Below are 13201 nucleotides of genomic sequence, written 5' to 3' on the forward strand. Positions count from 1 at the left end.
TGTATTCAGGTCAACGGTGTTTTTTGAAATAAGCTAAAGCAACATCAGGGAACAGGGCATAAGATAAAACATCGTCGATGTCGGCGTTGGGATAGCCGGCAGCAGCCAGTTTGGCCTTCAGGCTTTCCATTTGCGGCGCAATATCGTCAGCAGGGCGATGATCGATCTGCGGTTCGTCACCGATAGCCAGTTTTTTGACTTCAGGATCGATCGGCGCAGGTGTGCGGCCATATTTTCCGCGTACAAGGTCTTTGACTTCATTCGGGATCATCTTGTAACGTCCTAAAGTGACGTTCAAAGCAGCCATAGAGCCTACGATCTGGCTGGTAGGTGTCACCAGCGGCGGATAACCAAGCTCGGCGCGTACACGCGGCATTTCTTCCAGTAATTCTGGATATTTATCGGCAGAACCCATTTCCTTCATCTGATTCAGCAGATTCGACAGCATACCGCCGGGGATCTGGAAGGTGAGTACCTTAGGATCGATGGGAATATTGTCGTTCAGGCCAAAATCTTTAACAAGCTGTGTTTTGACGCCGCGGAAATAATCGGCAGCCTTGTGCAGCTTGGTCAGTTCGATACCGGTATCACGTGGCTGGCCCTGCAGGGTAGCGACGATAGCCTCGGTAGAAGGCTGGCCGGTGCTCTGCGCGAACGGAGATAAAGCGGTATCGATCATATCGACGCCGGCTTCGATAGCTTTTAAGTAAGTCATATCGCCCATACCGCTGGTAAAGTGGGTATGGATATCGATCGGCACGGTAAGCTGCGATTTGAGCGTACGTACCAGTTTTTCGGCATTATACGGCGACAGCAGTCCTGCCATATCCTTGATGCAGATCGAATCGGCGCCCATTTGCACCAGCTCCTGGGCAACCTTTAAAAAGTCTTCGTCCTTATGGTAGGGGCTGATAGTATAAACAAAAGCACCCTGTACGTGTGCGCCTGCTTCTTTAGCGGCACGCATCGAGCATTCCATATTGCGGGTGTCGTTTAAAGCGTCAAAAATACGGATAATGGAAACGCCGTTATCGACAGAACGTTTAACGAATTCTTTTACAACATCATCAGCATAATGGCTGTAGCCCAGAATATTCTGACCACGCAGCAGCATCTGGATCGGTGTTTTGGGTAAATGTTTTTTTAAAGTACGCAGGCGTTCCCACGGATCTTCATCTAAAAAGCGCAGGCAGGCGTCAAAAGTAGCGCCGCCCCAGGCCTCCAGGGCATAATAGCCCATATCGTCAAGTTCCTCCAGAACAGGAACCATATCGGTAATACGCATTCTGGTAGCCGCCAGAGACTGATGACCATCGCGCAGAACAGTTTCTACGATTTTAACAGGTGTGGTATTCATAACAAACCTCCTTGTAATAACTAATATCCTTACTGTTATTTTAGCACAGTGCAGTCGAAATTAAAAGATACAAAATACTGCATACACAGGAAAAGTTATTAATTAGAAGGCTTTTTAAATATTTATAATAACAAACATCATAAAATATAATTTGACCTTATAAAAGCACCAAAAAAATTTTTCCGGCAGGTATCTGCATTCGGATTTTATGCACGCAAGAACAGTAAAGTGCTTCTAAAAGTAACATTTGCCGCAGCTTTAAAGCTATTGATAAAGACTGTTTCGGGTGTGTTGAATCGAACTGACATATAATATATAATATATTATTATTGCAATGAATATAAATTTGAAAGTCTAGGGATAGAATTATGATGAAAAGGGAATATTTAAACGAAAATGTATATGAAGCGCTGCAGCGTCGGTTAAAGTTCCTGTTTGAGGAATTTGATAATATCTTTGTATCATTTTCCGGCGGTAAAGACAGTGGTCTGCTGCTCAATCTGGTGCTTGATTTTCAAAAGGCACATTATCCGGATAAACGCATCGGCGTTTTTCATCAGGATTTTGAAGCGCAGTACAGCGCTACCACAGAATACGTTGAGAGGACCTTTACACGGATCGAAAAAGATGTGGAGCCGTATTGGGTCTGCCTGCCGATGGCGACAAGGACGGCACTCAGCAGCTACGAAATGTACTGGTATCCCTGGGACAACACCAAAGAAGATGCCTGGGTCAGGCCGATGCCTCAGCACGAATATGTGATCAACATCAAAAATAACCCGATGACGACCTATCGTTACCGTATGCATCAGGAAGACCTGGCCAAACAATTCGGCAGGTGGTACCGTATCGCGCATGGCGACAAAAAAACAGTATGCCTGCTGGGGATTCGCGCTGATGAATCGCTGCAGCGTTACAGCGGTTTTTTGAACCGGAAATACGGTTACAAAGAAACCTGCTGGATCAGCAACCAGTTCAAAAATGTCTGGGTGGCTTCGCCCATATACGACTGGAGCACCAGCGATGTCTGGCACGCCAATTATACGTTTCAATATGATTATAACCGTCTGTACGACCTTTATTATATGGCAGGGCTTAAACCCGACCAAATGCGTGTCGCTTCACCCTTTAACGATTATGCCAAAGACAGCCTCAATCTGTATCGGGTCATCGATCCGCAGATCTGGGTCAAGCTTATCGGCCGTGTACGGGGCGCTAATTTCGGTGCTATTTATGGCAGAACGAAAGCCATGGGTTATAAAAATATCACACTGCCGGCAGGGCATACCTGGGAATCATATACCCGCTTTTTACTGGCAACACTGCCGGCAAGGCTCAGGCAGAGCTATATCAAAAAATTCAAAACCTCGATTGAATTCTGGCATACGGTGGGCGGCGGACTGGAAGAAGAAACTATCCGCGAGCTGGAGGAACACGGCTATAATATCCGGCGCAACGGCGTTTCCAATTACACCGTCATGAAAAACTCCCGCATTGTTTTTATCGGCAAAATACCTGACCATACCGACGATATCAAATCTACCAAAGATATCCCCAGCTGGAAGCGGATGTGCTTCTGCATCCTGAAAAACGACCACCTGTGCCGCTTTATGGGCTTTGGGCTGACACGTCAGCAGCAGAAGCTGGTAGATGTTCTGAAGAAAAAATACAGTAAGGTTTGTGATGAAAAATGAAATTCAGCAGTCCTGTTTACAACATAATTTCCGTACCAATCGAAAAAATCGAGCCTAATACCTACAACCCCAACTCTGTGGCGCCGCCGGAGCTGAAGCTGCTGTATGACAGCATCAAGGAAGACGGTTACACTATGCCCATCGTCTGTTATTATGACAGCGAAAAAGATCTGTATATAATCGTCGACGGTTTTCACCGTTACCGCATTATGCTGGACTATCAGGATATTTACGAACGGGAAGGCGGCAAACTGCCGGTATCGGTCATCGATAAGCCCATCGACTGCCGGATGGCAAGCACGATCAGGCATAACCGGGCCAGAGGCTCGCACGATGTCGACCTGATGAGCAACATCATCAGCGAGCTGCATGAGCTGGGGCGTTCGGATGCCTGGATCTCCAGGCATCTGGGTATGGATAAGGATGAAATACTGCGGTTGAAGCAGATTACCGGACTGACAGCACTCTTTAAAGAAGTAGAGTTCGGCAGAGCCTGGAAAGCGATTGAAAATGACTTGCAGGACGAGTGGGAAGAAGTTGAGAAATAAGTAGCAGCATGGTGTTTCAATATTTAACGAAAAACAGACATTCAGAATGAATGTCTGTTTTTTTATGCATGGATTTATAACGTTGTCTAAAAATATACTTACTATGAAACAGAGCGAGAACGGGCAGCAGGAAGTAAGACGCTCAAAGCGTTCCGTCTAAAATTTTCTGCGCTAACAGCTGACGTTCCGATTCGCAAATATCGACCTTACCTGTTTCGATCGCTTTTTTATAAAAATCGCATTTGTAATTTATTGTTGCAAGTATTTTCTGCATTTGTGCTATTTGTTCTTCTACGATAGCTTTGCGCTCTAAAAATAATTCATAACGCTGCGGTACCGTCGGCATACCTTCGATACACCATTCTATATATTGTTTTATTTCCTTCAAAGGCATACCGGTAGATTTTAAACATTCGATGGTATTAAGAAAAATCAAATCGCGATGGGTAAAGATGCGCTGGCCGTTCGGTTTGCGCTGTACGAAGGGAAGCAGTCCTTCATTATCATAATAACGCAGGGTATGGATAGAAACATTCATTATTTTGGATAATTCGCCGATAGTATAATTCATGATTTACCTCCTTAAAAGAGCCGTGATAAAGCAAACAAGCCAACAGAGTTTTATTTTACAAATAGTTCACAAACAACACCCTTGACCTCGAGCTAGCTCGAGGATTTATGCTGATTATAACAAATGAAAACAAAAAAGTAAATTGCTTTATCAGGTTTAGACAAAAATAAAAAGAGGTGAAGAAATGTTAAAAAGCAAAACTAAAAAAATCATGGCAGCGGCTGCCGGGATGCTGCTGCTGTGCAGTGTCGCCGCTGCGGAAACCGCCGGGCTGCAGACAGTTACGAAAGCCGGCAGTAATGCGACGGTGCAGGCGAACCCTAAAAATTTTACAGGCACAGCCTGGGCCACCAGTCTGTTCAGTGCCCACAGCCCTTCGAAAACTTACGCTGCAGTAGCAAGCTTTACCCCCGGAGCAAGAACTAACTGGCATATCCATTCTACAGGTCAGTCGCTGATCGTCACAGAAGGTTTTGGATATACGCAGGAATGGGGCAGGGAAATAGTTGCCCTGTACCCGGGCGATGTTGTCTGGTGTCCGCCGGGCGTCAAGCATTGGCACGGAGCTTCTTCCAATACATCGATGTCGCATATTGCGGTATCTGAAGTCAGTGACGAAGGCGTTACCTGGCTGGAAACGGTAACTGACAGGCAGTATCCTAAATAAAATGAGGTGAGGAAATGTTAAAAAAAAGTTTATTATTATTGACTTTGGCAGTGTGTATGGCAGGTTTTAACGGCAATAGTGAAGCAGCTGCTGCAAAAGCGCTGACTGCTAAGCAGGCCAGTATCGTTACTGTAGCTGCCTTTACCGCCCAGGGCGACCTGCCTAATCTAAAAACGGCGCTCAACGAGGCTCTGGACAATGGAATGACTGTCAATGAAGTGAAAGAGGTTTTAGTACAAATGTATGCCTATTGCGGTTTTCCGCGCAGTTTGAACGGCATCAATACTTTGATCGCTGTTTTAGATGAACGTAAGGCTGCCGGTATCGTCGATGAAATCGGCCGTGACGCAACACCGGTAGATCCTAAACGTGACCGCTATGCTATTGGTGAAAAAACTCAAACCGAATTGGTAGGCCGCCCCGTGGCAGGCAGAACCTATGATTTTGCTCCGGTGATCGGCGTCTTTCTGAAAGAACATCTATTTGGCGATATTTTTGAACGTGATATTTTGAACCGCCAGGAAAGAGAACTGGCAACAGTCGGCGCGCTGGCAGGCATCGGTAATGTCAATGCCCAGCTGACTTCGCATATGCGCGTCAGTATGAATACTGGCATAAGCGCAGAGCAGCTGCAGGAAACAGTAAGGCTGCTGGATAAAAAAGCGGGCCCTGCAACAGGCAGCAATGCACAGCGGGTTTTGGACAGTTTATTACTGCAAAAATAAAGAAAGAAGGAACAGGTTATTATGAAATTTACTAAAAAATTACTATTATCTGGTTTGGTGTTAGCGCTAGGCATTGGCTTCAGCGGGGCAGCTTCTGCAGAAGAAAGCAATAAATACGGTTTGGTCTATCAGGGCGCGATAACTAAAAACGTGGCCGGACAGGTAAATATTCATCCGGTAAAGTATAAGCTGCACGGCTTAAAAATTGCCGCTAATGTGTACACTCCGGCAGATTACAGCAGCGATAAAAAATATGCCGCGATAGTAGTAGCGCATCCCAATGGCGGGGTAAAAGAACAGGTAGCGGGGCTTTATGCTCAGCGTTTAGCCGAGCTCGGTTACGTTACGATCACTGCCGATGCTGCCTATCAGGGAGCAAGTGGCGGCACGCCCCGTAATATAGATAAACCCTATTTTCGGACAGAGGATATTCATGGTATGGCAGATTTTATCTCCGCATATGCCGGGGTAGATAAAGACCGTCTGGGAGTTTTAGGCATCTGCGGCGGAGGCGGTTATACTTTGAATGCAGCCAAATCAGACAAACGCTTTAAAGCAGTTGCGACCTTAAGTATGTTCAATTCCGGACAGGTAAGAAGGAACGGCTATATGAACAGCCAGCTGGATACAGTTCAGGAACGTCTGCAGCTGGCTTCTGACGCGCGGGCAGAAGAAATCGCCACCGGTAAAATTGCTTATTCAGGCACAGTTGATTTTGACGCGCTGACGGAAGAAAGCATCAATAAAATAACTAATGACCTTTATCGTGAAGGGATGATGTATTATGGCAAAACTCACAGACATCCCAATTCTACCTTTGCTTATACAACCAGCAGTTTAATGGAACTGATGTCGTGGGATGCGGCCGATAATATCGAGCTGATTGACCAGCCGCTGCTGATGATGGCCGGCAGCAAAGCAGATTCGCTGTATATGTCGCAGGAAGCCTTCCAGAAAGCAACCGGCACCCAGGACAAAGAACTGTTTTTAGTAGACGGAGCGACCCATATCCAAACTTATTATCAGCCGCAGTATGTAAATCAGTTTGTTGCCAAATTACAGGATTTTTACGGCGCACATCTGTAACCAGCAGCATTCAGCAGTAAAATAAATTGTATCAGCATGTTGAAGAAAGGAGTTTTTGTATATGCAGGACGTAATACTTTTAACTGGTGCCGGACAAATTGGCCTGGCGATCGCCAGAAGAATGGGTCATGGTAAAAAAATTGTAGTTAGTGATAAAAATATAAACAACGCCCAAACCGTAACTAAAATAATGGCTGAGGCCGGATTTGACGCTGTAGCGGTAGAAGCGGATATTTCCTCGCGCAAATCAATTTTAAATATGATAGCTGCAGCGCAGAAATATGGTGAGATCGCAATGCTTATCAATGCTGCCGGGGTTTCACCCAGTCAGGCCTCTGTCGAAACTATTTTAAAAGTGGATCTATACGGTACAGCAGTTTTGTTGGAAGAAGTAGGAAAAGTGATCAAAGCTGGTGGTACTGGTGTTACGATATCCAGCCAGTCTGGGCACAGAATGGCTGCCTTAGGTGCGGAAACAGACGAACAGCTTGCTGTTACACCGGCAGAAGAACTGCTGCAGCTGGAAGTATTAAAGCCGGCCAATATCAAAGACACACTGCATGCGTATCAAATGGCTAAACGCTGTAATGTAAAACGTGTAATGGCAGAAGCTATCAAATGGGGCGTAAAAGGTGCGCGTATAAACTCTATCTCGCCCGGCATTATCGTAACGCCGCTTGCGCTTGATGAATTTAACGGCCCCAGAGGAGAGTTTTATAAAAATATGTTTGCAAAATGCCCGGCAGGCCGCCCCGGAACGGCGGATGAAGTTGCCAACGTAGCCGAATTGCTGCTGAGCCAGCAGGGAGCATTTATCACCGGTGCAGATTTTTTGATTGATGGCGGCGCAACAGCAGCTTATTTCTATGGACCGTTAAAACCAGATAAGTGAGGTGAGAGAGGTGCTTAAAGCAAAAGCGGCTAAAGTTTTAGCGCTGATGGTATTGACGTTTGCCGCAGCAACATCAGTTCAGGCCTTTGAAAAACCAGTTTTAATAGCCGAGCAGGGCAGTTTTGCCGCCGGCGGCACGGTAGTAAGATCTGACGGAAGTTTTAATTACAGGGTTCCGAGCGATCAGTCCGGCCAGTCGCTGCACGGAGATCACGCATATGTTTTTTATCAAAAGCCGGCTAAAGCTCATAAATATCCGTTAGTTTTTCTGCATGGTGCCGGGCAATCGGCTAAAACCTGGGAAACTACCCCTGATGGCAGAGATGGGTTTCAAAATATTTTTTTAGGCAAAGGCTACAGCACCTATCTTATTGATCAGCCTCGCCGCGGTAGAGCGGGGCAGTCAACGGCGGCAGAAAATATCAGTGCCGCCACCTATGACCAGTTATGGTTCAGCAATTTCAGGTTGGGGAACTGGCCCGATTTTTTTGAGGGAGTACAGTTTTCAAAAAATCAGGAAGCGTTAAATCAGTTTTTCAGACAAATGACTCCCAATACGGGTGCATTTGATGAAAATATTATCAGTGCTGCTGTAGCTGCAGTATTTGATAAATCTGGACCGGGAATTTTAGTTACCCATTCACAGGGGGGCGGTCCGGGCTGGCTGGCAGCTATAAAAAATCCTGAAATCCGTGCGGTCGTTGCCTATGAACCGGGCAGCGGGTTTATTTTTCCCGCAGGAGAGGTACCTGAACCGCTGGAAACCACAAGTCCTTTCGGAGCTTTAGCGGGAAGGGAAATAGCGTTAGAAGATTTTCAGAAGCTGACTAAAATACCAATAGTCATCTATTATGGTGATAACATTCCTGCTGTGCCTACAGCGGAATGGAACAAGGATAATTGGCGCGTGCGCTTACAGATGGCTCGCTTATTTGCAGATGCTGTCAACCGTCACGGCGGCGACGCTGCCGTGGTTCATTTACCGGAAATAGGAATAAAAGGCAACACGCATTTTCCGTTTTCGGATATGAATAATCAGGAAATAGCAGTGTTACTGGAAAAGTGGCTGCATGAAAAAAAACTGGATATTTAAAGTTAGCTAAAACACGCACAAATAAATTGTGCGTGTTTTATTTTTGCAGTGCCTGCTTTCAAAGCAGGCGTTTTTATTATGGTGATAAACTGTTGCAGGCTTGCACAGGCAGCCGCTGCACGTGAAATTTAGGCAATAGTTTTAGGCAGCTTTTAAAACATGCGGGTAATAATGCCATTATAAAAGCGCAGACGCCGACAGTTTTAAAGCCGCTGGCGTAATGCGCCACAAGACTCGAAAAAGTGATACACAGGCAAAAAGTAAGTGTCTTGCGGGGGGGTACAGATGTGCTACAATGTATATAAATATTATTAAAACAAATATTTTTGATGCTGAACAAATAAAAACGCTCCTGTTTAAATGTTTTGACCCAAAGTGTGCAAGAGACATAGAAAGTGGAGGTGGAAGATGTACGATGAAAAATGCCTGCTGCGTATCGGCAGCAATATCAAGCTGCTGCGCAGTGTTCGTCAGCTTAATCAGCACCAGCTGGCCGAGCGGCTTGGTATCAGCCAGACGCATCTGAGCAATATTGAGCATAATAACGTGCTGGTGAGCTTGAAGCTGCTGGTACGCAGCGCCAATGTTTTAGGATGTTCGCTCGAAGCACTGCTGGACAGGGCTGCTGCGGTCGAGTGGGCTGGAGCGCATTGTACAGATGGAGGTGAAGAGGCAGAAAACAAAGGCAAAAGTGAGTGTAAAAGCAGGTGCGGTACTGATGCTGAGGGGCAGGAGCAGTATTCGCTTGAGGAAGTGCGGCTGCTGCTGAAGCTGCTGCAGATACAGCGAAATATTTGCTCTTACAGATAACTGTTTAAGTAAAAATTGACTGGCAACAAGGGAAAGGGATGGAAACAGTGACAAGAAAAAGGTTAGGGAAAGCGGTGCTTTTGAGTTTATTGCTGATGAATGTCTGTAAAGAGGGCGGTGCTGCAGAGTATAATGCTGCAATTACAGGCAATGAAACAGATTATGGCAGTATTAAAGAGGTCGATATTGTCAGCGGCGAAGTGAAGTATACCTTTACAGGGGAGAACACAGTTGAGAATAAAGGGAGCAACTCTTTTCAACCAATCAAAGTGAGCGGCAAGACCGTGACGGTAGCTATTGGTGACAAGTTGACGCTGACAGGCAAGGGGACTGGCGTGAGCCCTTTAAATACCGGTAATATTTTGGCGACTGGTTCGACCGGAAGCCTGACTTTTACCGGCGGGACGCTGGATGTGACAGATCTGACAGAATATCCAAAAAGTAACTATACAATTCATGCCAATAGCGGCGCCAGTATCGTGTTTGACAATGCAGTGACTAATATCGGCGAAGGTAATCTTACACAGTCAAGCATGGGTATAATGGTTACTGGTGCGGCAAGTAAAGTTATTTTTACTGAAAATGCCGACAGTTTGAAAATCAATTCGGCTACGGGGATTTATGTCAATGGCGGCAGTTTCAGTTTTGATAATACTGAGGGCAGTGTACTGATCGAAAATAATCCCGAGGATAGAAAGCGGGATACAGGTGGTCCGGGAATCGAGGTAGCTGGCGGCAGCCTGACGCTGAAAGGCAGGGAAACCGTCATCAAAACTACAGATGCTGATGGCACTGTTGGCGGCGCTGCTGTTTCGGTGACAGAGCGTGATAAAGATAATATATTGAATTTTGAGGCGGATAAGACTATTTTAACAGGCGGTGCTTTTGGCATTTATGTTGATGGCAGCCTTGTAAATCCAGCGGACACCATTAAGACGAATATCAATTTCAGCGGTGAGACCCAGATCACAGCCTATAATAATGATGGTTTAGATGATTATGTTGGTTGTGTTGCTGTATGTGTATATTTTCCTGATGCTAAAATAAATTTTGCCAAGCAGGCAGTTTTAACGGCGGAGACTAATAATAACACCAAAAATATGGCGGCCGGAGCATGTATTCAAAGCGGTTCATCCTTGACAGCGCAGCAGGGGTTGCAGGTCAACGTCAAAACCGCAGGTGACTATGGGTATGGACTTTTTGCTTCCGGTAGCGGCAGTCTGATTGATGTAACTGGTCTGACAGCTGTTGATGTAGTCAGCGGCAGCGGAGAAATCAGAGGCGTGCAGGGCTTTAGCGGCGCTGAAGTGAAGATGAACGGAGCTGTAAAGGTTGCTGGTAAAAGTGATGGCGGCGCAGTGACAGGACTTTGGAGTTGGAACGGCGGTAAGGTTGAGGTTGCGGAAGATGCCCAGATCAAAGCCGTTTCTGATACCGGGACTGTCACAGGTATCAACAGCAATAATAATGGCGGGACATCGTCTGATCGTGCTTTGACGCAGATCGGCGGTAATACCGTTATAGAAGTTGCCGGTGCTGGCAGTGCTGCAGGTATCAGCTGCTTCAGTAACGGCGATGTTGAACTTAAGGGAGCAGCGGCTATAAAAGCGACCAGTACTAAAGGTACGGCTATGGGTATCAGTGCTAATACCGGCGGTAAGGTTACAGTAGATAAAGCTGTTACCGTACATGCGCAAAGCGGCAGCGGGTCGGCGTATGGGGTCTATAGTGCAGGTAGTGCGGAAATCGTTTTTAAAGAAACAGCGCAGATCGTTGCCGAGACTGGTGTAAGTAATGCCAAAGAAACTTATGCTGTCGGTCAAGGCGTAGGTGTTTATACTGCTGGCGGCAAAGTTGACTTTCAAAAAGGACTTATTTTGGATAATAAGGGGCAAAGCTATGCTTTGAGAGCATATAAGAGCGGCGCCAGTATTGCCGTCAACAGCGAAGGCAGCGGCAGTGTTTATCTGACCGGCAACATCCAAGCTCATACCAGTGGGCTGCTGGATCTAAATCTGCTGACTGACGACTCTTATTACGAAGGAGCGGCGGCCATTGTAAGTAACGGACAAATCAATATGAAGCTGCGTAACGGTGCTTTTTGGAAAGTGACAGGCAATAGTGATCTGACCAGGCTCGACTTCGGTGATAATGCTGTTATTGATATGGAGCAGGCAGCGGGTTACCAAAAATTACAAACCGGGACGCTGAATGGTGACAGAGGTACTTTTGTGCTGGGAGCCGATATTAGCACGGGGCAAAGCGATACCGTGTCTATCGGCAGCAGTGATGCAAAAGGCACGTATAATATACTGGTCAGCGAAGTCGGCAGAAGGCAGGGTGACGACTTGCATTTGCTGCTGGTAAATGATGCCAGTGGTGAGCATACTTTTATAGCGAGTGATATTTATAGAGGAGGGATCTATGTTTATAAAACAGAGATCTCCAATGAAAATGATGGCGGTATCAAGTGGTATCTTGAGAGTCTGCATAATGAAACGACAGAAGATGCCCGCAGCATCCTGCAAACGGCAGACAGCATGTATTCCAGCTGGGTGTTGAGCAGTGATATGCTGCAGGGCCGGCTGGCCGAGCTGAAGGAAGCACGGTCAGAACATGGCTTATGGGCTCGTATCAACAACGGCAAACTGCGTGGCGAAGCCTTTAAAAATAATTATCAGACTTATCAGATCGGTTATGACGCTGCATTTAAAGACAGAGCTGGAGGCAGTATGAATGAGTGGCTCGGTGGCGCTGCGTTTGAATATGCCAAGGGAAATATGGGCTATGGCAACGGCAGCGGCGAACAGCAGACAGCTGCTGTAATGCTATATGGCAGTAAACACAGCCAGTCTGGCGACAGAGTAGATATCGTGCTCAAGCATGGTCAGATGAAAGGCGATATCGATACCTTTGGTATCGCCGCTGACAGACGTGATTATAAGTCCAGGGCCACAGCTTTGAGCTTGGAATATGGTAAACGATTACAGCGTGAGCAGGGCGTGTATTTAGAACCACAGGCGCAGCTTATGGTCAGTCATATCAATGGAGAGGCCGCTGTTACTGATTATGGAATCAGAGTTGAGTCAGAAGGCATTAACAGCGCCGTAGGTCGTATAGGCCTGGAAGTGGGTCAAAAGTATCAGCGCAGCAGTGCTTATATTAAGGCTTCCCTGCTGCATGAATTTGGCGGCAGAGCAGACACAGTGCTGACGTTGGGAGATGAAACCTTGCGCGACTGCAGAGATTACAGCGGCAGCTGGTGGGAACTGAATTTAGGCGGCGAACTGGAGCTGGGCAAAAACAATGACCTGTATATGGATGTGGCGCGTTCTTTCGGCGGTGCTTTTCAAAAAAAGTGGCAGATCAATGCCGGCGTGAGATTTAGCTTTTAAATAAGTAAAAACACAGCTGGTTATATTTTTATCTTGATTTTTAAAATTATAATATTTTTTACTTCCTCGGCAGTGATCACGGCGTGTATCTGGCCTGCGGCCATAAATCGCTTTGGATCACAGGCTTAAGTCGTTTTATGGACCGGCAGGTTTATAAAACGACCTGAGGGAGTTTTTTTATGCCTTGCGGCAGGGGTGCTTTGAAACCGTGAAATTTAATAAATTAAAATAATAATTTAAAGTTTGCGACAATATTTTTCTTGTGAATTCATAAAATATTTGTTTTAGTTATAGCATTATATATTGTTTTTTGTTAAAATAATATATAATTGCTGAAAATATTATTTCAAATGGATTATAAAA

Annotated in this window: 11 protein-coding genes; 9 read left to right on the forward strand and 2 right to left on the reverse strand. The window is 46.0% G+C overall.

Annotated elements, in window-relative coordinates; genetic code table 11:
• Nucleotides 1–10: 10 nt before the first annotated feature.
• Nucleotides 11–1357, reverse strand: coding sequence for a pyruvate carboxylase subunit B (locus C8D73_RS06595; RefSeq protein ID WP_046431001.1), 1347 nt, complete (start codon nt 1355–1357; stop codon nt 11–13).
• A gap of 371 nt (nt 1358–1728) precedes the next feature.
• On the opposite strand from C8D73_RS06595, the gene C8D73_RS06600 reads away from it, so the two are divergent.
• Nucleotides 1729–3051: a DUF3440 domain-containing protein gene (locus tag C8D73_RS06600; RefSeq protein ID WP_113077722.1), complete on the forward strand. Its 1323-nt coding sequence runs from the start codon at nt 1729–1731 to the stop codon at nt 3049–3051.
• On the forward strand, nt 3048–3599 hold the full coding sequence (locus C8D73_RS06605; protein WP_021717866.1) for an IbrB-like domain-containing protein: 552 nt from the start codon (nt 3048–3050) through the stop codon (nt 3597–3599). The genes C8D73_RS06600 and C8D73_RS06605 overlap by 4 nt, the downstream gene beginning before the upstream one ends.
• Nucleotides 3600–3741: 142 nt before the next feature.
• Here C8D73_RS06605 and C8D73_RS06610 read toward each other — a convergent pair whose 3' ends face one another.
• Nucleotides 3742–4170: a MerR family transcriptional regulator gene (locus C8D73_RS06610; RefSeq protein WP_211305789.1), complete on the reverse strand. Its 429-nt coding sequence runs from the start codon at nt 4168–4170 to the stop codon at nt 3742–3744.
• A 184-nt stretch (nt 4171–4354) separates the two neighbouring features.
• Here C8D73_RS06610 and C8D73_RS06615 point away from each other — a divergent pair, with 184 nt between their 5' ends.
• The 7 genes from C8D73_RS06615 to C8D73_RS06645 all read left to right on the forward strand — a co-directional run bounded on the left by C8D73_RS06615 (nt 4355) and on the right by C8D73_RS06645 (nt 12838).
• Nucleotides 4355–4837 (forward strand): (R)-mandelonitrile lyase, encoded by a 483-nt coding sequence (locus C8D73_RS06615; protein ID WP_211305790.1) that lies wholly within the window; start codon nt 4355–4357, stop codon nt 4835–4837.
• A gap of 14 nt (nt 4838–4851) precedes the next feature.
• The gene (locus tag C8D73_RS06620) at nt 4852–5562 is read left to right on the forward strand and encodes a carboxymuconolactone decarboxylase family protein (protein WP_113077700.1); all 711 of its coding nucleotides are present in this window, start codon (nt 4852–4854) and stop codon (nt 5560–5562) included.
• Between the two features lie 21 nt (nt 5563–5583).
• Nucleotides 5584–6648, forward strand: coding sequence for an alpha/beta hydrolase (locus C8D73_RS06625; RefSeq protein ID WP_113077701.1), 1065 nt, complete (start codon nt 5584–5586; stop codon nt 6646–6648).
• A 61-nt stretch (nt 6649–6709) separates the two neighbouring features.
• Nucleotides 6710–7540: an SDR family oxidoreductase gene (locus tag C8D73_RS06630; RefSeq protein WP_113077702.1), complete on the forward strand. Its 831-nt coding sequence runs from the start codon at nt 6710–6712 to the stop codon at nt 7538–7540.
• Nucleotide 7541: 1 nt separating this feature from the next.
• The gene (locus C8D73_RS06635) at nt 7542–8633 is read left to right on the forward strand and encodes an alpha/beta hydrolase (RefSeq protein ID WP_370843627.1); all 1092 of its coding nucleotides are present in this window, start codon (nt 7542–7544) and stop codon (nt 8631–8633) included.
• Nucleotides 8634–9041: 408 nt separating this feature from the next.
• Nucleotides 9042–9443 (forward strand): helix-turn-helix domain-containing protein, encoded by a 402-nt coding sequence (locus C8D73_RS06640; RefSeq protein ID WP_113077703.1) that lies wholly within the window; start codon nt 9042–9044, stop codon nt 9441–9443.
• Between the two features lie 47 nt (nt 9444–9490).
• Nucleotides 9491–12838, forward strand: coding sequence for an autotransporter outer membrane beta-barrel domain-containing protein (locus C8D73_RS06645; protein ID WP_170123182.1), 3348 nt, complete (start codon nt 9491–9493; stop codon nt 12836–12838).
• Nucleotides 12839–13201 lie beyond the last annotated feature (363 nt).

This window comes from Phascolarctobacterium faecium DSM 14760, assembly GCF_003269275.1.
GTDB lineage: Bacteria > Bacillota > Negativicutes > Acidaminococcales > Acidaminococcaceae > Phascolarctobacterium > Phascolarctobacterium faecium.

Coding starts and splice junctions, on each gene's coding strand:
- C8D73_RS06605 (WP_021717866.1), top strand. CDS start 3,048: ATGAAATTCAGCAGTCCTGTTTACAACATAATTTCCGTACCAATCGAA.
- C8D73_RS06600 (WP_113077722.1), top strand. CDS start 1,729: ATGAAAAGGGAATATTTAAACGAAAATGTATATGAAGCGCTGCAGCGT.
- C8D73_RS06595 (WP_046431001.1), bottom strand. CDS start 1,357: ATGAATACCACACCTGTTAAAATCGTAGAAACTGTTCTGCGCGATGGT.
- C8D73_RS06620 (WP_113077700.1), top strand. CDS start 4,852: ATGTTAAAAAAAAGTTTATTATTATTGACTTTGGCAGTGTGTATGGCA.
- C8D73_RS06630 (WP_113077702.1), top strand. CDS start 6,710: ATGCAGGACGTAATACTTTTAACTGGTGCCGGACAAATTGGCCTGGCG.
- C8D73_RS06610 (WP_211305789.1), bottom strand. CDS start 4,170: ATGAATTATACTATCGGCGAATTATCCAAAATAATGAATGTTTCTATC.
- C8D73_RS06640 (WP_113077703.1), top strand. CDS start 9,042: ATGTACGATGAAAAATGCCTGCTGCGTATCGGCAGCAATATCAAGCTG.
- C8D73_RS06615 (WP_211305790.1), top strand. CDS start 4,355: ATGTTAAAAAGCAAAACTAAAAAAATCATGGCAGCGGCTGCCGGGATG.
- C8D73_RS06625 (WP_113077701.1), top strand. CDS start 5,584: ATGAAATTTACTAAAAAATTACTATTATCTGGTTTGGTGTTAGCGCTA.